The sequence below is a fragment of the Luteibacter jiangsuensis genome (assembly GCF_011742555.1).
Lineage (GTDB): Bacteria > Pseudomonadota > Gammaproteobacteria > Xanthomonadales > Rhodanobacteraceae > Luteibacter > Luteibacter jiangsuensis.
The window spans coordinates 171,226-191,073 of sequence record NZ_JAAQQR010000005.1 but is presented as its reverse complement, the minus strand read 5'-3'; the positions used below and the strand labels follow the sequence as shown (position 1 = coordinate 191,073).

20 protein-coding genes are annotated in these 19,848 nt (G+C 64.1%); 14 read left to right on the top strand and 6 right to left on the bottom strand.

The window, feature by feature from the left end; all coding sequences use genetic code 11:
* Positions 1 to 78 precede the first annotated feature (78 nt).
* A complete protein-coding gene (gene moeB / locus HBF26_RS12860) occupies positions 79 to 1,248 on the top strand; it encodes a molybdopterin-synthase adenylyltransferase MoeB (protein ID WP_167127031.1) in 1,170 nt (389 codons plus the stop codon).
* Positions 1,249 to 1,290: 42 nt separating this feature from the next.
* Here moeB and HBF26_RS12855 read toward each other — a convergent pair whose 3' ends face one another.
* On the bottom strand, positions 1,291 to 1,890 hold the full coding sequence (locus tag HBF26_RS12855; RefSeq protein ID WP_167127028.1) for a GNAT family N-acetyltransferase: 600 nt from the start codon (positions 1,888 to 1,890) through the stop codon (positions 1,291 to 1,293).
* A gap of 220 nt (positions 1,891 to 2,110) precedes the next feature.
* Here HBF26_RS12855 and folD point away from each other — a divergent pair, with 220 nt between their 5' ends.
* The 5 genes from folD (at position 2,111) to HBF26_RS12830 (ending at position 7,151) form a co-directional block, all read left to right on the top strand.
* Positions 2,111 to 2,965 (top strand): bifunctional methylenetetrahydrofolate dehydrogenase/methenyltetrahydrofolate cyclohydrolase FolD, encoded by an 855-nt coding sequence (gene folD, locus HBF26_RS12850; RefSeq protein WP_167127025.1) that lies wholly within the window; start codon positions 2,111 to 2,113, stop codon positions 2,963 to 2,965.
* A 193-nt stretch (positions 2,966 to 3,158) separates the two neighbouring features.
* Complete coding sequence (gene guaB / locus HBF26_RS12845; RefSeq protein WP_167127022.1) at positions 3,159 to 4,613, top strand: IMP dehydrogenase; 1,455 nt, start codon at positions 3,159 to 3,161, stop codon at positions 4,611 to 4,613.
* A gap of 90 nt (positions 4,614 to 4,703) precedes the next feature.
* Entirely contained in the window at positions 4,704 to 6,260 is a 1,557-nt protein-coding gene (guaA, locus tag HBF26_RS12840; RefSeq protein ID WP_167024421.1) for a glutamine-hydrolyzing GMP synthase, read from the top strand.
* 86 nt (positions 6,261 to 6,346) lie between these two features.
* Positions 6,347 to 6,622, top strand: a complete 276-nt coding sequence (locus HBF26_RS12835) for a hypothetical protein (protein WP_167127019.1) — start codon at positions 6,347 to 6,349, stop codon at positions 6,620 to 6,622.
* A 4-nt stretch (positions 6,623 to 6,626) separates the two neighbouring features.
* A complete protein-coding gene (locus HBF26_RS12830; protein ID WP_167127016.1) occupies positions 6,627 to 7,151 on the top strand; it encodes a helix-turn-helix transcriptional regulator in 525 nt (174 codons plus the stop codon).
* Positions 7,152 to 7,341: 190 nt separating this feature from the next.
* Here the strand turns inward: HBF26_RS12830 and HBF26_RS12825 are convergent, their stop codons facing one another.
* Together HBF26_RS12825 and HBF26_RS12820 are read right to left on the bottom strand one after the other, a co-directional pair.
* Positions 7,342 to 8,517, bottom strand: coding sequence for an MFS transporter (locus HBF26_RS12825; protein ID WP_167127013.1), 1,176 nt, complete (start codon positions 8,515 to 8,517; stop codon positions 7,342 to 7,344).
* A gap of 3 nt (positions 8,518 to 8,520) precedes the next feature.
* A complete protein-coding gene (locus tag HBF26_RS12820; protein ID WP_167127010.1) occupies positions 8,521 to 9,309 on the bottom strand; it encodes a flavodoxin in 789 nt (262 codons plus the stop codon).
* Between the two features lie 161 nt (positions 9,310 to 9,470).
* Here HBF26_RS12820 and HBF26_RS12815 point away from each other — a divergent pair, with 161 nt between their 5' ends.
* Positions 9,471 to 10,406, top strand: a complete 936-nt coding sequence (locus HBF26_RS12815; RefSeq protein WP_167127007.1) for a LysR family transcriptional regulator — start codon at positions 9,471 to 9,473, stop codon at positions 10,404 to 10,406.
* Positions 10,381 to 10,881 carry a GNAT family N-acetyltransferase gene (locus HBF26_RS12810; protein WP_167127004.1) on the top strand — a complete coding sequence of 167 codons (501 nt, stop codon included), beginning with the start codon at positions 10,381 to 10,383 and terminating at the stop codon, positions 10,879 to 10,881. Before HBF26_RS12815 ends, HBF26_RS12810 begins: the two co-directional genes overlap by 26 nt.
* Positions 10,882 to 10,899: 18 nt before the next feature.
* Here the strand turns inward: HBF26_RS12810 and HBF26_RS12805 are convergent, their stop codons facing one another.
* On the bottom strand, positions 10,900 to 11,850 hold the full coding sequence (locus HBF26_RS12805; protein WP_193569893.1) for a LysR family transcriptional regulator: 951 nt from the start codon (positions 11,848 to 11,850) through the stop codon (positions 10,900 to 10,902).
* Between the two features lie 79 nt (positions 11,851 to 11,929).
* Here HBF26_RS12805 and HBF26_RS12800 point away from each other — a divergent pair, with 79 nt between their 5' ends.
* The 3 genes from HBF26_RS12800 to HBF26_RS12790 all read left to right on the top strand — a co-directional run bounded on the left by HBF26_RS12800 (position 11,930) and on the right by HBF26_RS12790 (position 14,114).
* Positions 11,930 to 12,946 carry an NADP-dependent oxidoreductase gene (locus HBF26_RS12800; protein WP_167127001.1) on the top strand — a complete coding sequence of 339 codons (1,017 nt, stop codon included), beginning with the start codon at positions 11,930 to 11,932 and terminating at the stop codon, positions 12,944 to 12,946.
* A 66-nt stretch (positions 12,947 to 13,012) separates the two neighbouring features.
* Positions 13,013 to 13,315: a putative quinol monooxygenase gene (locus HBF26_RS12795; protein ID WP_167126998.1), complete on the top strand. Its 303-nt coding sequence runs from the start codon at positions 13,013 to 13,015 to the stop codon at positions 13,313 to 13,315.
* A gap of 76 nt (positions 13,316 to 13,391) precedes the next feature.
* Complete coding sequence (locus HBF26_RS12790; RefSeq protein WP_167126995.1) at positions 13,392 to 14,114, top strand: hypothetical protein; 723 nt, start codon at positions 13,392 to 13,394, stop codon at positions 14,112 to 14,114.
* A 54-nt stretch (positions 14,115 to 14,168) separates the two neighbouring features.
* Here the strand turns inward: HBF26_RS12790 and HBF26_RS12785 are convergent, their stop codons facing one another.
* Positions 14,169 to 14,645: a nuclear transport factor 2 family protein gene (locus HBF26_RS12785; protein WP_167127343.1), complete on the bottom strand. Its 477-nt coding sequence runs from the start codon at positions 14,643 to 14,645 to the stop codon at positions 14,169 to 14,171.
* 372 nt (positions 14,646 to 15,017) lie between these two features.
* Here HBF26_RS12785 and cynR point away from each other — a divergent pair, with 372 nt between their 5' ends.
* Positions 15,018 to 15,938 carry a transcriptional regulator CynR gene (cynR, locus tag HBF26_RS12780; protein WP_167126992.1) on the top strand — a complete coding sequence of 307 codons (921 nt, stop codon included), beginning with the start codon at positions 15,018 to 15,020 and terminating at the stop codon, positions 15,936 to 15,938.
* Between the two features lie 64 nt (positions 15,939 to 16,002).
* On the opposite strand, the gene HBF26_RS12775 is transcribed toward cynR, so the two are convergent.
* On the bottom strand, positions 16,003 to 16,836 hold the full coding sequence (locus tag HBF26_RS12775; protein WP_167127339.1) for an SDR family oxidoreductase: 834 nt from the start codon (positions 16,834 to 16,836) through the stop codon (positions 16,003 to 16,005).
* A gap of 96 nt (positions 16,837 to 16,932) precedes the next feature.
* On the opposite strand from HBF26_RS12775, the gene HBF26_RS12770 reads away from it, so the two are divergent.
* Together HBF26_RS12770 and HBF26_RS12765 are read left to right on the top strand one after the other, a co-directional pair.
* Positions 16,933 to 17,832, top strand: coding sequence for a LysR family transcriptional regulator (locus HBF26_RS12770; protein WP_167126989.1), 900 nt, complete (start codon positions 16,933 to 16,935; stop codon positions 17,830 to 17,832).
* A 116-nt stretch (positions 17,833 to 17,948) separates the two neighbouring features.
* Positions 17,949 to 19,841, top strand: a complete 1,893-nt coding sequence (locus tag HBF26_RS12765) for a M61 family metallopeptidase (protein ID WP_275690590.1) — start codon at positions 17,949 to 17,951, stop codon at positions 19,839 to 19,841.
* The last annotated feature ends 7 nt before the right edge of the window (positions 19,842 to 19,848 follow it).

The window sequence follows — 19,848 nt, the reverse complement described above, 5'->3', positions numbered from 1 at the left end:
GGGCGTCGGCGGGCTTGCCGCAGTCGATGCCGCTGTCGCCGATGTCATACTCGTGCCAGTAATTTCTGGGAGTCCGGTATGACCGAGGGCCTCGATCGCGACCGTTGGCTTGCTTCGATCCGTGCAACGGTGGGCGAGTTGTCGCCTGTCGAGGCATTGGCCCGGCAAGGGCGAGGAGCACTCCTTGTCGATGTGCGCGAGGACGCCGAGCGGGCCAGCGATACGCCAGCCGGCGCCCTGGGGCTGTCCCGCGGGTTCCTCGAACTTCGTATCGAGCAGTCCGAGCCCGACCGCGACCGCGAGATTCTCGTGCTTTGCGGGAGCGGGCAGCGCTCGCTGCTCGCCGCCGAGGCGTTGCAGAGAATGGGCTATCGCCACGTGTCCTCGGTGGCGGGCGGCATGGGCGCGTGGAAGGCTGCAGGCCTTCCTGTGAGCGCAGGCATGCTCGATACGGACGCCGCAGAGCGCTACGCGCGCCAGCTGCTTCTGCCCCAGGTGGGCGAAACGGGGCAGGCGAAGCTGGCGGCGGCGCGCGTCGCCGTGATCGGTGCCGGCGGCCTCGGTTCGCCGGCGTTGCTCTACCTTGCCGCCGCCGGCGTCGGCCACATCACGCTCATCGACGACGACCGCGTCGAGCGATCGAACCTGCATCGCCAGGTGATCCACGCCGACGCCCGCGTCGGCCTGGGCAAGGCGGAGTCTGCCCGCATGACCTTGGCGGCGCTCAATCCGCGCGTGCGCTTAACGCCTGTGCCGGAGCGCCTGTGCGCGGAGAACGTGGAGACGCTGCTTCGCGAGCACGACATCGTGATCGATGGCGCCGACAATTTCGCCACGCGTTACCTCCTGGCGGCAGCCACCCGGCGCCTCGGCATGCCCGTGGTGTACGCGGCGATTGAGCGGTTCACGGGGCAGGCGAGCGTCTTCGACCCGAGGCGAGACGATTCCCCGTGTTATCGCTGCCTGTTCCCGGAGCCGCCCTCGGCGGCCGATGCGCCAAATTGCAGCGAGGCGGGGGTGCTTGGTGTACTTCCGGGCCTCGTGGGTCTCGTCCAGGCGACAGAGGCGTTGAAGCTGCTACTGGGTATCGGGGAGCCCCTGGTCGGCCGCCTGCTGACCTACGACGCTCTCGGCATGCGCTTCCGCGAATTGACCCTGCGCCGCGATCCGCATTGCCCGGGCTGTGGAGCGGACGCCATGTTCGAGGGGTATCGGGACCTCGAACGCATGTGCGCTGCGGCGGGCTGAGGGACTGCTCGCGCATCCGCGCGCTTCCCTCGACGTGGATGTCTACTGAGCGGCAGCAGCCGCCGGATCGCCCAGAACCACCGAGTACATCGCGCAATCAAGCGATTGATCGTTTAAAACCAATCGTTTGCGAAGTATTCCTTCGAAAGTGCCTCCAAGTCGTTCAGCCGTCCTGCGGCTGGGCAGGTTGTGCTCGGCCACCACGATTTCCAGCCGGGCGACCCGTACCGAGGCGAATGCGAAGCCGATGGCCAGCCGCCCCGCGCGGGTCGCGATGCCGCGCCCCTGTTCCGACTGGCGCACCCAATATCCCAGGTTGGCGAAGCGCTGCTCCTTGTTCCGCTGGTTGACGCCCATGCCGCCGAGGATGCGGCCGGCGTTCGCGTCGACGATCAGCATCTCGAACCCGTCGGCCAGCAGCCAGGATTTCCTCGCGAGCGCCATCCACTGCTCGGCATCCGCGGCGTCGTACCCGGCATGGCACCAATCCTGCCACCGGCCGACGGTGTCGACCGACTCGCGGACGGCCTCGGCAAGGGGTTCGGCATCGCCATGGCGATGCGCGCGCAAGGTCACTACGCCGTCGGTCAGATCGGTGGGATAGGGGAGGGTATCGATGGCCATATCGGCATTATTGGTCATGTCGCCTTGTAGGAGCGCGCCTTGCGCGTTTATGCCCGCGTCGGGTACGACATGTTTTGAGGCTGTGGCCCGGAGCTGGCGCGCCAAGTCACAGAATGGCGCGAAAAACTGTCGCGCGCAGGGCGCGCTCCTACGACGGCGCGAGGATTCAAGCCCGAACGTCCTACAATCCGCCGCATCTATCGGCGATAATGCGGCGTTTCCGCAGGGCGACTCCTCCATGACCGCACGTATCCTCGACGGCAAGCGCATCGCCCACGAACTGCTCGAGCACATCGCCCGCCGTGTGGCGAAGCGCGTGGCCGACGGTCGCCGCGCGCCCGGCCTCGCCGTCGTGCTGGTGGGCGACGATCCGGCTTCCGCCGTGTACGTCAAGAACAAGCGCCGCGCTTGCCAGCAGGTCGGTTTCCAGTCGTTCGGTTACGACTTACCGGCATCGACCACGCAGGACGAGCTCTTCGCCCTCATCGACAACCTCAACGCCGATCCGGCGGTCCACGGCATCCTCGTGCAGTCGCCGCTGCCCGAGCATATCGACGAGGATGCCCTGGTCGATCGCATCGACCCGGGCAAGGACGTGGACGGTTTCCAGGCGGTGAACGTCGGCCGTCTTGCGCTGCGCCGCTTCGGCCTGCGTCCGTGCACCCCGAAGGGTGTGATGACCCTGCTCGGGCACACCGACCGGCCGGTGCGAGGGCGCCATGCCGTGATCGTCGGGGTGTCGAATCACGTGGGCCGGCCGCTCGCTCTGGAACTACTTATCGCAGGCAGCACAGTGACTTGCTGCCACAAGTTCACCCAGGATCTAGCCAGCTTCGTGCGCCAGGCCGACATCCTCGTCGTGGCGGCCGGCAAGCCGGGCCTGGTGAAGGGCGAATGGGTCAAGCCGGGCGCGGTGGTGGTGGACGTGGGCATCAATCGCCTCGAAGACGGCCGCCTCGTCGGCGACGTGGAATTCGCCGCCGCCGCGGAACGCGCCTCGTGGATCACGCCGGTTCCCGGCGGCGTCGGCCCGATGACGGTGGCGACGCTGATGGAAAACACGCTCGAAGCTGCCGAAGCGATCGACGGCTGAGGTTTAGCCGGCTCTCTGTGGGAGCCGCTTCAGCGGCGATGAGTGCTTGCGGCACGCTGGCCCGCTGCGCGCGATCGCCGGCTCAGCCGGCTCCCACAGAACCCGGCAACCACACAGTGAGCTTTCCAGCTCGCTCTGTCGCTTTGCTGCAACGCACGCTATAATGCCGCGATTTACTCGCGGGACTAATGCTATGCGCATCCTTGCCGAGGCACTCACTTACGACGACGTGTTTCTGGTTCCCGGCCACTCCACGGTCATGCCGCGCGATGTGGACACCTCGACGCGCTTCACGCGCGGTCTCCGCCTGAACATCCCCATCGTGTCCGCCGCCATGGACACCGTCACCGAGGCCCGCCTTGCCATCACCATGGCGCAGAACGGCGGCATCGGCATCATCCACAAGAACATGACGTTCGAGCAGCAGGCCGCCGAAGTGCGCCTGGTGAAGAAGTTCGAAGCCGGCGTCATCCGCAATCCCATCACCGTGCGCCCCGACACTTCTATCGGCAAAGTGCTCCAGCTGACCCGTGCGCACAACATCTCCGGCGTGCCGGTGGTCGACGGCGAAAAGCTCGTCGGCATCGTCACCAGCCGCGACCTGCGTTTCGAGCGCAAGCACGACGACCCTGTGCGCAACATCATGACCCGCGAAGACCGCCTGGTCACGGTGGGCGAGGGCGCCTCGCACGACGAAGTGCTGCAGCTCCTGCACAAGAACCGCATCGAGAAGGTCCTGGTCGTCAACGACGGTTTCCAGCTCCGTGGCCTCATCACGGTGAAGGACATCCAGAAGGCCCGCGACAACCCCAACGCCGCCAAGGACTCGCATGAGCGCCTGGTGGTGGGCGCCGCCGTCGGCGTGGCCGGCGACACCGAGCAGCGCGTGGAAGCGCTGGTCGATGCCGGCGTCGACGTCATCGTGGTGGACACCGCGCACGGTCATTCGCAGTCCGTGATCGACCGTGCTGCCTGGGTGAAGAAGCGCTTCCCGCAGGTGCAGGTCATCGCCGGCAACATCGTCACGGGCGAGGCGGCGCGTGCGCTGCTCGACGCCGGCGTCGACGCCGTGAAGGTCGGTGTGGGTCCTGGCTCCATCTGCACCACCCGCATCGTCACCGGCATCGGCGTGCCGCAGATCACCTCCATCGATCTCGTGGCCACGGCGCTGAAGGGCGAGATCCCGCTCATCGCCGACGGCGGCATCCGCTATTCGGGCGACATTCCCAAGGCGCTGGCCGCCGGTGCGTCGTCGGTGATGCTCGGCTCCATGTTCGCCGGTACCGAGGAAGCCCCGGGCGAAGTCGAACTGTTCCAGGGCCGCTCGTACAAGAGCTACCGTGGCATGGGTTCCATCGGCGCCATGCAGCTGGGCTCGAAGGACCGCTACTTCCAGGACGAAGCGGACGCCGACAAGCTCGTGCCGGAAGGCATCGAAGGCCGTGTGCCGTACCGCGGGCCGCTGCGCAACATCATCCATCAGCTCATCGGCGGCCTGCGTGCCTCCATGGGTTACATGGGCGCGGCCACGGTGGAGGAAATCCACGCCAAGGCCCAGTTTGTGAAGGTGACCGGTGCGGGCGTGCGCGAAGCGCATCCGCACGACATCCAGATCACGAAGGAAGCACCGAACTACCGCCTGGACTGATGCGCCCAGGCGCTCGCTCCAGGTGACCCAGGACGCCCGCCGCAAGTGGGCGTTCTGCTTTTTCAGCTATTCAATCCGCAGGCTGCCACGATGACCGATATCCATAGCGACAAGATCCTGATCCTCGACTTCGGTTCGCAGTACACGCAGCTGATCGCCCGCCGCATCCGCGAGATCGGCGTCTATTGCGAAGTGTGGGCCTGGGATCACGCACCGGAGGAAATCCGCGGCTTCGCGCCGCGCGGCGTCATCCTCTCGGGCGGCCCTGAGTCGGTCACCGAAGACGCATCCCCGCGTGCGCCGCAGGTGGTGTTCGAACTCGGCGTGCCGGTGCTCGGCATCTGCTACGGCATGCAGACCATGGCCGAGCAACTCGGCGGCAAGGTCGAAGCAGGGCACCATCGCGAATTCGGCCCGGCCACCATCACCTTCGGCAACTGCGCGCTGTTCGAAACGGTAGTGCAGGACGGCGAGTCGCTGGGCGTGTGGATGTCGCATGGCGACCGCGTCACCGCGATCCCGGAAGGCTTCAGCGTCACCGCCTCCACATCGAGCCTGCCGCTGGCGGCGATGGCGGACGACAAGCGCCGCTTCTACGGTCTCCAGTTCCATCCCGAGGTCACCCACACCAAGCGCGGCATGGAACTGCTCCGCCGCTTCGTCGTCGACCTCTGCGGTTCCGCCACGCTCTGGGACGCCGCCCACATCATCGACGACGCGGTGGAGCGCGTGCGCGCCCAGGTCGGCAGCGACCGCGTGCTGCTGGGCCTGAGCGGCGGCGTCGATTCCTCGGTGGTGGCGGCCCTGCTCGAAAAGGCCATCGGCGACCAGCTCACCTGCGTCTTCGTCGACACCGGCCTGCTTCGGTACCAGGAAGGCGACCAGGTCATGTCCACGATGGCCGAGCACATGGGCGTGCACGTCATTCGCGTGGACGCGAAGCAGCGCTTCTTCGACGCGCTGGCCGGCGTGGAAGATCCGGAAGCCAAGCGCAAGGTCATCGGCCGCCTGTTCGTCGAGGTGTTCGACGAGGAGTCCGCAAAGCTCGAAGGCGTGAAGTGGCTGGCCCAGGGCACGATTTATCCGGACGTGATCGAGTCCGCCGGCAGCAAGACCGGCAAGGCGCACGTCATCAAGAGCCATCACAACGTGGGCGGCCTGCCGGAGCACATGAAGCTCAAGCTGGTGGAGCCGCTGCGCGAACTGTTCAAGGACGAGGTGCGCCGCATCGGTGTGGAGCTGGGCCTGCCGCGCGAAATGGTCTACCGCCACCCGTTCCCGGGCCCCGGCCTCGGTGTGCGCGTGCTCGGCGAAGTGAAGCCGGAATACGTGGACCTGCTCCAGCGCGCCGACAACATCTTCATCGAGGAACTGCGGGCCCATGGCCTCTACGACCGCGTGAGCCAGGCGTTCGCGGTGTTCCTGCCGGTGCGCTCGGTGGGCGTGGTGGGCGACGGCCGGGCCTACGAGTGGGTGATCGCGTTGCGCGCGGTGGAGACGATCGACTTCATGACGGCGCACTGGGCACACCTGCCGTACGATTTTCTCGACAAGTGCTCAACTCGTATTATCAATGAGTTGCGTGGCATTTCTCGCGTTGTTTATGACATTTCGGGGAAGCCGCCGGCGACGATTGAGTGGGAGTGAATTGAGCTCCTTAGGCGAGGCCTGAAATGAAGGCCGTGGTTGTCACTTGACAACCACGGCCTTCATCCTGATATTGGAGATCATTGATGGCCCGTCCGTCTCATCCGAAGAAAGAGGTCGAGGACGCCCTCAGGCATGCCGAAGCGCAGGGTTGGCGCGTCGACATCGGCGGCAGCCACGCTTGGGGCCGGGTTTATTGCCCGTACAACGACGAGGAGTGCCGCTGCGGCGAGTTTTGCATCGCGTCGGTATGGAGCACGCCGAAGAACCCCGGCAACCACGCCCGGGCCTTGCGGCGCGTCGTGGACAACTGCACCACGCATCGCACGCAGCGCGAAGCTGATGACGATGCCAAGGAGTAGCGCGATGGAATACACCTTCATCTTGAAATATCAGCTTGCCGATGACGACCGCGACCCGGATGCACTGGTCGAGCGTTTGGGCGAAGCCGGTTGCGACGATGCCTTGGTCGGCATCGGCCAGCCGGGGCGGTTGGCCCTGGAGTTCACCCGCGAAGCGGCCGATGCCGGCGAGGCCATGCGCAGCGCGCTGGCCGATGTGCGCCGCGCCGCGCCGTCGGCGCGGCTGATCGAAGTCGCACCCGATCTGGTCGGTCTGACCGACGTGGCCGAGATTGTCGGCGTGTCACGGCAGAACATGCGCAAGCTGATGCTGGCCCATCCGGGCAGCTTCCCGGCACCGGTGCATGAGGGCAGCGCGTCGATCTGGCACCTAGCCGACGTGCTGGTCTGGTTGCAGGCCAGGGGCAGCTACTCGCTGGCGCAAACGATGCTGGAAGTGGCGCGGGTGGCCTTGCAGGTCAACGTGGCGAAGGAAGGGCGACGCTTGCCACGCGCGGCGTCCGAGGAACTGGAAGCCTTGGTCGGATAAGCGCCGTTGCTCGGCTTCATGCCTCACTGGAACCCGCCCAAACAGGGCGCCAGCACAAGGCGTGTGCTCTTGACTGTAAAAGAGACAGTAGCGCGCCATGTTGATCACAGCCAATCCCTTTGACACGCGGGTTTGGGCGACCTGTTGATGATCGAGCGGAAGTGATCCGAGGTCGTGATCCAAGGTCATTTCAGACCGTCTCGCACGGCGCCCTCGGCCGCCGTGAGCGAACGAACAAGCTCGCGACGAGCGCGGCGCAGCCAGCGGCTGCGCCTCCCCAGGGCGTCGTCAGAATCCCGGGGCCCCTCACGAGCAGGCCGCCAATCGCCGAGAACGTTGCGATGCCCAAGTTGAACGCGGCGATGTTGAGGCCCGAGGCGGTCGCGACCGCGTCGGGCGCGACCTCTTCCGCGGCCGCGACCACACCCGACTGAACGATGGGGCCAAGACAGAAGCAGCAGGCAGACCAGAGGAGCAGGTTGGCGAACATGGTCAGGACGTGCGGGGCCGAAAAGGGCAGTGTCGCAAGCGCCAGGACGAGACCGACCAGCGCTGCTACCAGGCCGCGCCGCGTGCCGAGTGCATCGCTAAGCCTGCCCCCGCCAACATTCCCGACTACCGCAGCTACGCCGAATGCCATAAGCGCCAGGCTGACGGCGGCCGGAGACACGCGGGTGACCTCCATCAGCAGCGGCGCGAGAAAGGTGAAAACCACGAACGATCCGCCGAACCCGGTCATGGCGATGAAGTAGAGCGCCAGGAGGCGGGGTTTCATCAGTACGGCGAACTGCGACTGCCATCCGGCGGGCCGAGAATGGGGGATTTCTCTCGGCAACAGAAGTCGCAATAGCACCGTCGCGAGGCATCCGAACACAGCCACAGCCAGCAGCGGTGCACGCCACCCGAGGTTCTGTCCGACGATGGTGCCGAACGGGACACCGATGACCATGGCAAGGGTGAGGCCTGCGAACATCGTCGCGACCGCTCGCGCGCCGCGCTCACGATCGGCCAGGCTCATCGCAATCGGCGCGCCGACGGCGAAGAACACGCCGTGTGCCACTCCGGTCACGATCCGCCCGGCCAGCAGCACTTCATAAGTCGGCGCAGCGCCGCCAAGCAGATTGCCGAGCGTGAACAGAGCCATCAGTCCAACCACGAGACCGCGGCGGGGAAGCCTTCCCGTAAGGGCCGTGACCGTCGGCGCTGCAACGGTCACGGCCAGGGCATAGCCAGTCACAAGCAGGCCCGCTTGGGGTATCGTCACCGCAAGATCGCGCGCGACTTCCGGGACAAGCCCGATCATGACGAACTCCGTCGTGCCGATGGCGAAGGCCGCCACGGCAAGCGCGAACAATGCAGGCGACATCGGTTATGCGTCGACCAGATCGGCAAAGTGCGCGGCGAGGCCGCTTTGGCCCGGAGCGACGTGGTCGGCCATGGTGTGGCGATCGGGGAAGTCGCCGCCGTTCTGCAAACGGAAGGGAATGGGCTTGTCGGTGAATAGCCCAGCAAGACGCAACCGCCATGCTGCCTTGATCGCGTCCACTTCCTCCGCCGTGGAAACGTGACCCGCGCCATAGACCGCATGCGTTGGGAGCACGTCCATGCCGGGGTAGAACAGCGCGCCATGAGTCAGCGGGAACAACAGTTGCTCTATCGGCCCGTTGATACCCCGCGGGCCATAGTCGGCCACCGGACCGCCTGCCTGCACGTTAACCAGCGCTCGCTTGCCCTTGAGGATGCCCTCGCCAAAGCGGAACTGGTTGGAGCCATTCTGATAGCCGTAGGCAAATCCGAAGGCATACACCCGCTCTATCCAGCCCTTCAGGATCGCGGGCACGCCGTACCACCACAGCGGAAATTGCAGGACGACAGCATCGGCCTCGAGCAGCTTCTGCTGCTCGGCGATCACGTCGGGCGTCTGATGTCCGCCCGCGTAAGCATGGCCGGACTCCATGATGAACGACAGCCGTTCAGGGTTATTGCGTACCGGAAAGTCTTCGGCGTCGTACACCGCCTTCCATTTCATGCCGTAGAGGTCCGAATGGACCACGGTGTGCCCCGCCGACGACAACGTCTCAGCGGTCACGTCGACCAGCTGCCGTGTCAGCGAAGTGGGCTCAGGGTGCGCGTAAACGAGGAGAATATTTTTTTTCACGAGACGATTCCGTGTGTTGAGAGCTGTGTCCCCTCAACATAGGCATCCGACCGAAATTTGTGAAATCGATTATTCTAGTCATTGCTATCCATGTGGCGAATACCTAACCGCCGGTCTTCGCGTCGGCGGCATTGATTGCGCAGCGATCAGGAATAAACGGGATGAATGACAGTCGTATCGACCTCAATCTCTTGGTGACGCTCGACGTGCTGCTTGCCGAACAAAACGTCACCAAAGCGGCAGATCGACTGCACCTCAGTCAGCCGGCCGTAAGTGCGCAACTGGCGCGGCTTCGGGATGTGTTCGACGACCCGCTTCTGCTCCCGACTCGTCGGGGCATGATCCCGACCGCCAAGGCCATCGAACTTGCACCGCAACTGAGAGACGCGCTGGATCACGTGCGCAATGCGCTGCGTTCTCATCAGGACTTCGATCCCAGCAAGGCAGAACTGACCGTATCGATCGGCTGTACCGACTACATCCAGGCAGCCGTGGTGATGCCGTTCGTCCTGGCTCTCCGGCAGATGGCGCCCGGAGTTCGGGTGGCCGTACGGCATCTGGTGCCCGAGCAGATGGAGCAGCAATTGGGGAATAGCGAAGTCGATCTTGTTATCGCTACGCCCGAGCGGTCGGCCCCGCACCTGCGGACCTGCCACTTATTCGACGAAAGTTATGTCCTTATAGGAAGGCACGGTCATCCTCGGCTGAAAGCGGGTATGACCATCGACGAATATGTCGAACTGGAGCACGTCGTGGTGTCACGGCGGGGCGGCGACTTCGAAACACCGGTGGACAGTGCTCTGGCGACACTGGGTTACCGGCGCAACGTCGTCTTGTCCGCGGCCTCCTTCTTGTTACTGCCGGAGATCGTCCTGGATAGCGATTTGGTTGCACTCGTGCCGAGGCGCCTGTTTCTCAGGCAATCAGAAAAACTCACGATGGTTGACCTGCCCTGGCTAGGTGAACAATTCAATGTCAGCCTGATCTGGCACGAGAGATGTCACAGGCATGCGGGCCACCGCTGGGTCCGAAATCTGATCGGAAGTCTGGTTGGGGACTTGGAGACACAACATGCTAACCACCATAAGCAAGCATGATTTATCCGAATCCGAGGATCTGCTCACGGCCTTGGTAAAGCTGAATAACGACCATGCGGTCGAGCTTTCATGGTTGGACGAAGATCGCCTGATGACGCTGATCGACAGGGCCTTCATGGCTGAACGGGCTGGTCCTGCCGACGCGATGTTGATCGCTTTCGATCAAGCAGCGGACTATGACAGCCCCAATTTCCTGTGGTTTCGTGCCCGCTACTCTCGTTTTATCTACGTGGACCGGGTTGTGACTGCACAAGCGGCGCGTGGAAGGGGGTTGGCCAAAACTCTTTATCGGAAGCTCATCGATCGCGCTCAAGCGGTGGGGCACGATCGAATCCTGTGCGAAGTCAACTCGGACCCGCCGAACCCTGCCTCCGATGCGTTCCATTACGCGCTGGGCTTCAGGCCTGTGGGCACGGCATCGCTCGGCAATGGCAAGGTCGTCACTTATCTGGAGTTACCCCTCGAGCACGTGTAACGACGCCGCGAGCTTGGGCTAGCCACTATCGCGCCCCGTGCTCGCCAGGTCCTCCACATTCGCCCTGTGCTCGAACGCCGGGTCGAGCATATCCAGAAAGGCGCGGACCGCTGGATTGCTGCGACGGCTCTCGGGCCATAGCGCGGTGACATTCCGGCGTTCGACCGCGAAGTCGGCGAGAACCGGCGACAGCTCTCCGCGCGCGATATAGGGCGCGGCGGCGAACGACGCACCGATGCCGATGCCGCCGCCGGCGACAAGCGCGGCCATCACCGCCTCGCTGGTATCCGCCACGATGTCGGACCGCGGCAGAATCTCGATTTCCTGCCCGCCGATCTTGAAGGGCCAGCGAAACATCTGTCCTGTGCTCTGGTAGCGCAGGTTGACCGTGTTGTGGCCTTCGAGGTCATGTGGATGGCCCGGCGCGCCGTGCTCGGCGAGATAGGCCGGCGATGCAAGGCAGCAAAGCCGATACGGTGCCAGCTTGCGCGACAGCAGGCGGCTGTCGGGGAGCTCACCGATACGGACGGCGACGTCGATTCCTTCGTCGATCAGATCGACCATCTGATCCCCGATCCGAAGATCGATCGTCACGTCAGGAAAGCGCCGCCGGAACGCGGGCAGGGCGGGTGCGATCACGTGCAGGCCGATCGGCAGGGAGGCGGCCACTCGCAATGGGCCGCGGGGTGCCGAGCGGGCCGTCAGCGCCATCTGCTCGATCTCCTCGGCCTGGCGAATCAGGCTCAAGGCGCGCTCGTGGAGGTCGCGACCCTCGGGTGTGAATGCGAGCGAGCGGGTGGTCCGGGTGAACAGGGAGACCCCCAGGCGCTGCTCGAGTCGCTGGATGCTCTTGCTGACCGCCGAGGGGGAAATCGACAACGACCGCGCGGCCGCTGCGTAGCTGCCGAGCGCGCCGACGCGCGCGAACGCGATCAGACCGGTGAGGCGATCAAGGCTTATTCGTTCCATGGCGGAACTATAGAACCGATTTTCGCCCCAGTTATCAACTTCGGGGCCAGTCGCTACCTTGTCTCGCAAGGAGAACGATATGAGCGAGACGATGAAAGCGGTTCGACTGCACGCCTTTGGCGGGCCTGAAGTGCTGATTTACGAGGACGCTCCCAAGCCGGACGTCCGGCCAGGTGAAGTGTTGGTCCGTGTCATGGCCGTCGGCCTCAATCCGCCGGACTGGTATCTACGCGACGGCTATCGCGCCCTCCCGCCCGAGTGGCGTCCGGACGCCGACTTCCCGCTTGTCCTGGGCACCGACATCTCCGGCGTGGTCGAAGCGACCGCCGCCGACGTCGACGGCTTCGAGGTCGGCGACGAGGTCTACGGCATGGTGCGTTTTCCCGAAGGTGTGATGACCGGCGGCGGTGCCTACGCCGAGTATGTCAGCGCGTCGGCGGCGCACCTGGCCCGCAAGCCGGACAGGCTGGATCATGTCCACGCGGCCGCCGCGCCGATGTCCCTGCTGACGGCGTGGCAGTTCCTGGTCGAGCTGGGTCACGACGCGCCCAACCCCTTCCAGCATTTCCCGCATGCGCCCGTCGAGCTCGAGGGCCGGACGGTGTTGATCAATGGCGCGGGCGGGGGTGTGGGCCATCTGGCCACGCAGCTGGCCAAGGCGCGCGGCGCGCGGGTGATCGCCGTGGCCTCCGCCAAGAATGCGACGATGCTTACCGAGTTCGGTGTCGACCAGTTCATCGATTATGGAAAAACCGCCGTCGAGACGGCGGTTCGCGATGTCGATCTGGTGCTCGACGCGGTGGGCGGTCCGCGGATGGAACGCTTCCTGAGCGCGATCAAGCCCGGCGGTGCCCTGTTCCTGGTCAACCCCCTGGGCTTCGAAGGTCATGACGACGCGGCGAGGCGCGGGATAACGGTGTCGTCAACCCAGGTCCGCTCGAACGGCGCGCAACTTGCGCAGGTGGCGCCGCTCCTCGACCGGCAGTCCGTCCGCGTGGTGATCGACAGCGTCTTTCCGTTATCGGAGGCCGCCCGCGCGCACCGGCGTGTCGCCGAGGGCGGTATCCAGGGGAAGATCGTTCTGAGCGTCGCCTGATTCCAACTGGGCTTCTCCATTGCAGTGGCCCCCTTCTCCCTGCTCGAGCTCCCGGAGCCGTTCGCCATGCTCATCGTCACCGGTTACGTGCAGGTTCCGCCCTCGGACCTGTCGGCCTTCACCCGCGACCTCGCCGATCTCGCCGAAGCCACCCGCGAGCGGGACGGCGCCCTTTCCTATGACGCCGCCGTGGTTGACGCGTCTCGCGGGCGGCTGCTCGTGATGGAGCGTTGGCGAGACCAACAGGCCCTGAGCGCTCACCTGGCGGCCGCCGACACCGTCGCCTTTGTCACCCGATGGGGTCAGCGGCTCTCGACGGATATCCGAAAGTACGACGCGACGCGCGAGCGAGACTTGTCGGACGCTTGAACCTTGCAGGCGATCGACCGAAATGAAGGCCATTGAATTGAACTAGAATCGAGCCGGTTGACCATGACGGCCATTTATGACCGAACCAGACCAGCTCGTTCCCGAGTCCGCGTCCACGCCGCCGACCCCCGTTCCCGCCCCCGCCGCCTTAGAGGACGACGCGATGCACGTGCATGCGCCCGACCACGCCGTGACCACGTGGCGACAGTTCTTCATCCATCTGGCTATCGTGAGCATCGGCCTGCTCATTGCACTGAGCCTGGAATCGCTGGTCGAGGCTTACCACCACCGGTCCCTGGTGATCGAGGCCCGGAGAAACATCGAGCGCGAGATCAGTGAGAATCGCGGGTTGGTGAAGCAGAACATCGCCAGCGTGCAGGCGGACCAGGCCCGCATGGCGAAGAACCTGGATGTGCTGCAGGCGCTTCGGCAAAGTCGCCAGGTTCCCAGCGAAGGTCACCTGCAATACCGTCTGGAGTGGTCGGCCCTGTCCGATAGCGCCTGGACAACGGCCCGGGATACGGGGGCACTCGGGCACATGGACTATGCGGAAGTGCAGTGTTATGCCGGCATCTACACCCAGCAGCGATTGATCAGCGAGCAGGGGCAGCGTCTTCTGGAAAATCAGACGCGCGCCATTTCTCCCGCCCTGATCGCCGGCAACCCCCTCGCCATGACAGACGCCGAGCGCGATCTGGTGACGTCCCGCTCGGCCGACTTGATGGCGGATCTCAAAGGTGTCGAGCAATTGATGAGCCAGTGGGACACCCGGTGCATTCAGTCGGATGGGCGACTGTAATTCGCGAAGAACTCCAGCATGCTGTGCGGAGCCCGTTCAGACGTCTCCAGTTGCCTACATGCCCAGATCGGACAGACTCGGGTGATCGTCCGGGCGGCGACCGAGAGGCCAATGAAACTTGCGATCGCTTTCCTTGATTGGCATGTCGTTGATGCACGAGAAACGACGCTCCATCAGGCCATCGGGACCGAACTCCCAATTCTCGTTTCCATACGAGCGGAACCAGTTGCCGGAGTCGTCGCGCCACTCGTAGGCATAACGAACGGCGATGCGGTTATCGGTGAACGCCCACAGTTCCTTGATCAAACGATACTCAAGCTCCTTCTTCCACTTGCGAGCAAGGAAATCCCGGGCTTCCTCGCGGCCGTTCGTGAACTCGACGCGGTTGCGCCACTTGGTATCCAGTGAATAAGCCAGGGAAACCTTGTCGGCATCGCGGCTGTTCCAGCCGTCTTCGGCGAGGCGCACTTTTTCAATAGCCGTCTCGCGGGTGAAAGGCGGCAGAGGCGGGCGAACTTCTTTAACGGACATGGTCAACGCTCCAATCGAAATGGGTGGGTGGGTAATTGCTTTGGTTCAGGGACGTAATGCGCTTTTGCGCGAGCAATGTATCCATTGCTGCATCGCATTAATTGGTCGAACCTATCGGCGGCCAGGCGCATGCGAGGCGACGAATTTGCCGCGTGCACGGCGGGATCGTTGGCGAGGGATACGAAGCTGCCAGTAGAAGCCGGTGCTTGAAGAGCTCAAGCCGCTTCGGAAACCCATGCTTCCGGAATTTCAGAAAGCCTTCAATGATGTCTTGCATGTTGAGCCTCGCGCTGCGGGATCTGCAGCAAAGGCTACGCGCGGCATGGCATAAGGTAAAAGTCTGTTTTATGATGATACTTATCGGATTTCCTTATGGCTGCAATCGTGCTTTCCAGAGATGTTCATTACTTTCTTGCGGTGGCGGAGCATCTCAGTTTCACGCGGGCGGCTGGGGCGCTGCACATCTCGCAACCTGCTCTATCTCAGCAGGTGAAGCAGCTGGAAGAGGGCCTGGGCGTACAGCTGTTCGACCGATCTGGCCGGACAACGCGGTTGACTGACGCGGGAGAGGTTTATTTGCAGTACGTGCGTCGCGCGTTGCTGCAACTACGTGAAGGAACGCGCGCTATCCATGACGTGAGCAATCTCGCCAGTGGGTCGGTCCGAATCGCAATCACTCCCACTTTCACCTCTTATCTGGTTGGCCCGGTGTTCGAGGCATTCCACGGCCGCCATCCCAACATCACCGTGTCCGTGCGTGAAATGTCGCAGGAGCGAGCGGAGGAGCTTCTATTGGCCGACGAAGTCGACATCGGACTGGCGTTCGCCGAGGTCCGGTCTCCTGGCATCGCCCACGCCAGACTCCTCGTTGAGACGCTGGCCTTGGTCGTGCGCCGCGGACACCCGCTTGAAAAGGAGGTATCGATCGGGCTTCAGGATTTGCACGCCGAGACACTTGTGTTGCTCAGCGCAGAATTCGCGACACGTGAGCAGATTGATCGATTCTGCCTGCAGAACGCGATCAATCCAAGGATTCAGTTCGAAGCAAATTCCATTAGCGCTGTGATCGAGATTGTACGTAGCACGGGACTTTCCACGCTATTGCCCGCGAACATTGCCCTCGGGTACGACGACCTGATAGCGATCGAACTTGATACGGTACGATTGGAGCGTACTGCAGTACTTATCCAGCGCAGAGATGCCTATCAGAGTGCGGCAGCCCGTGCATTTGTGGAAGTTGCCAGGCAAGTTGCACGAGAGGTCGAAACAGCAACCTCTGTCCGGCGGCCTTAGTGTCTGACCGGCTCGGCGACGTCATCCCCTGGTCGCCGATGCCGGTCGCGTCTGAAACATGCGCTCACCGAACCTGTCGATCGGCCGAATGCGCCACTTCCCGTTGTGGCTCGAGCGCCTTCGATCGGGCCCGAAGTGCCTGTGATATCGAGGCATACGCCGTGCTGCCCAGCGTCAAACGTAATGGCGGGGTGTCGCTCCGGGCGGCCGAGATCATGGCGGCCACGGTCCTCGCCGCGTCACCCTTGATCTCGAAACCCCCGTCGCCGATCCCGCGCCGAATGGCGCCGGCAGGTGTTTCTTCATAGGCCGCCAAGGGCTTGGCGCGATCGAGGTTGGTCCCGAAATTCGTGCCCGTCGGGCCCGGCTCGGCGATGATGAAATCGATGCCGAAAGGAGCCACTTCCTGGGCAACGGATTCGACGAAGCCTTCGATCCCCCACTTGGTCGCGTGGTAGAGGCTGAAACCCGGATAAGCGATCTGCCCGCCTTCGGAAGACACCTGCATGATCCGTCCGCCGCCTTGCTGACGAAGAAAGGGAAGTGCGGCACGGATAAGGTGAATCGATCCGGCAAGGTTGGTGGCGATCTGCCGGTCGATTTGCGCACGCGTGAGTTCTTCGGCGGCACCGAAAAGGCCGTAGCCGGCATTGCTGACGATCACATCTATCCGTTGGTGGCGCACGAAGGCCTCCTCGATGGACGACGCGATGCTGTCCGGTTCCGTGAGGTCGAGTGGGATGATGTCCAACTGGGCCGAATGGTCCTGCCTGAGTTGCTCCAGGGCTTCGGGACGGCGGGCTGTCGCGATCACCTTTTGACCGTCGGCAAGCAGCTGTTGCGTCATTTCGAAACCGAGTCCCGAATTGGCGCCGGTAATGAACCATGTCTTTCGCATCGTAAGTTCCTCTTTGTTTACCTCCAAAATGTAGGTTGCGGGCATTGGTGATATAAGATCGTCAAACCTGAATGGGGTAGTGAAGGTGATTCACGAATGGCCCGTCCGAGCCTGAGCGATCTGGCTGCTTTCGCGGCAGTCGCCAACCACCGGAGTTTCCGCCGGGCGGCCGATGTCATGGGCGTTTCGCGCTCCGCGCTGAGCCACGCGATCATCGGTCTGGAGGCGAAGCTGGGCGTTCGGCTTTTCAATCGAACGACACGCAGCGTGTCGCCCACGCAGGCCGGTGCGCGGCTGCTCGCGCGCCTCGATCCGGTTCTCCAGGATCTCGATCTGGCGCTCGACACGCTCTCGGAAGAACGCGGAACCCCCAGCGGCACGTTGCGGATCAACGCCAACACGCCCGGCGCCCGGATCCTGCTCGCACACGTCGTGCCGCGATTTCTCGATAGCTATCCCGATGTGGAGCTGGATCTGGTTTCCGACGACAGGCTCGTCGATATCGTGGAGCAGGGATTCGATGCCGGGGTGCGTTTGTTGGAGGCCGTGCCGCGAGACATGGTGGCAGTGAGGTTCGGTGGCGACGTGCGCTTCATCGCGGTGGCGGCGCCGTCCTATCTGGAGGGCAGGGCCATACCGAAGACACCGGGCGACCTCCATGCACATCGCTGCATCCGCCAGCGTCTTCCCAGCGGAAAGCGCTATCGCTGGGAGTTTTCGAGGCGTGGCGCCGAGGTCGCGGTCGACGTGCCGGGCAACCTCACCCTCGACGACAGCGATCTCCTCGTGCAAGCCGCGGCGGCCGGGCGTGGCATTGCCTATGTCCCCGACTACTTTGCCAAGCCCTTGCTGGAGTCGGGTCAGCTCGTGACCGTTCTCGACAACTGGTGCCCGCCATCGCCCGGCCTGGCGCTCTACTATCCGCGCAGCCGGCACATGCCGTCGCCGCTGCGGGCCTTTATCGATCTGATCAAAGAACCGGACGGGAAGCGATGACATCGCAAGAACGAGCGGCACGGTCTTGCTGGCAGCAGGTGAGGGGAGGCATGCCGGCCATCTTTCAAGCGCCCCCGATGAGCAGCACGGCATCTGGCACCGGCCCATTCCGCAGCCTGTTCGCGGGAATCGTGATATGTGCTCTCTTCTGCGTTCCGGCGGCGGCGCAGTCCGTAGGCGGCCCTGTCTATACCGAGCCCACACGTAGTGTGGCCCTCCCGGTCGATCGGCCATTCGAAGGCACGATCGAGCTCGACGTCGACGCCGCGGATGTCCGGCGTCGCATTTTCTCGATGCATGAACGGATTCCCGTTGGGAACGGAGGCGCCATCACGCTTCTCTATCCCCGATGGGAACCCGCCAGCCACGGCCCAAGCCTCACCGTCACCGATCTCGCGGGGCTCGTGATCGAGGCTGGGGGACGTCGGATTCCGTGGCGGCGCGATGCGTACGAGCCGCATGCTTTCCATCTGGACGTAGCGCCCGGCACGAAGGCGATCGACGTGCGCTTCCAGATGGTCGTGGGCGGCGATCTACTCACGCCGGACATCGTGTCGGTGCCGTGGCAGCGCCTCGTTCTCTATCCCGCGGGCTGGTATGCGCGGAACATTCCCGTGGCGGCGACGGTGACCTTGCCGGAGGGCTTGCGTCCCTTCACCGCGCTTGAGGTCGATGGCAAGGAGGGAGCAACGACGCGATTCCACGTGACGACGCTCGAAACGCTCCTCGACGCACCGGTGCTCGCCGGCCGTTATGCGAAGCAGATAGCGCTTACCGCGCCTGGAGCAGGGGCCGTATCGCTCGATCTCGTCACACAGCGACCCGATGATCTGGTTGTGCCAGATGCGCGACTTGCCGAATTGCGCAACCTGATCGGGCAGATGCGGGCTGTCTTCGGAAGCACGCCCTTCGCTCGCTACGATATTCTCGCGCGGCTGGGCGACGATGCCTCTTCCGGCGGTACGGAACATCGGGCGTCCAGCGAAAACGAACTGGATTCGTCCCTGTTTCGGGACTGGGGAAACCAGATCCTCTCGCGCGACCTGATCGCCCACGAGATCGTCCATGCCTGGAACGGCTTCTATCGGACACCGGCCGATCTCTGGGCACCGACGCCGAACGTGCCCGTCGCGGGCAGCCTGTTGTGGATGTACGAAGGACAGACCGAGTTCTGGGGGCGTGTGCTGGCCACACGGGCTGGCCAGTTCACTCCGGCCGAATTGCGCGACCGGCTGGCGTTGGAGGCGGCGGAGGTCGCGGCGCGCCCCGGCCGCGCGTGGCGCCCCTTGTCGGACGACGTCAACTATCCGTCCTTCATGCTTCGCCAGGCAGTGCCATGGCGGGACTGGCAGCGACGCCGGGACTACTATTCGGAAGGCGTGATGTTGTGGCTGGCTGTCGATGCCGAACTGCGCGAGCGCAGCCACGGCCGCCGCGGCATCGACGATTTCGCACACGGCTTCTTCGCCGGGGCCACTCCCGGTGCGCCGACCCGCACCTATACCTTCGCCGACCTATGCCATGCGCTGAACGACGTCGCGCCCTCCGACTGGGATCGATTCCTGCGTGCCTGGATCGACGGGCACGAGGAACTCGACACCAGCAGCGGGCTGACACGGCACGGGTGGCGTCTGGTCTTCACCGATGCGCCCACGGCGGCCTTCCGTGCGAGCGAGGAGGAAGCCGGCGTGGTCGATCTCACCTATTCGATCGGAGTGACGGCCCGAGCCGACGGCACGATTCGAGCGGTGGCATGGGGCGGTCCTTCCTTTCAGGCCGGATTGCGGCCGGGCATTCGGATCATGGCCGTCGATGCCGCGCCGTACGGACGCGACGCGCTCCTGAAGGCGGTTCGCGAGTCCGTGAACCACCCCGTCGTCCTGACCATCGAGCAGGACGGGCAGCGATCGACCGTGCCCATCCGCTACGCCGGCACACTCCGCTACCCGCGGCTGGAACGGATCATGGAGCGACCGGACACGCTCTCGACATTGCTCGCACCACGTTGATCGCAAG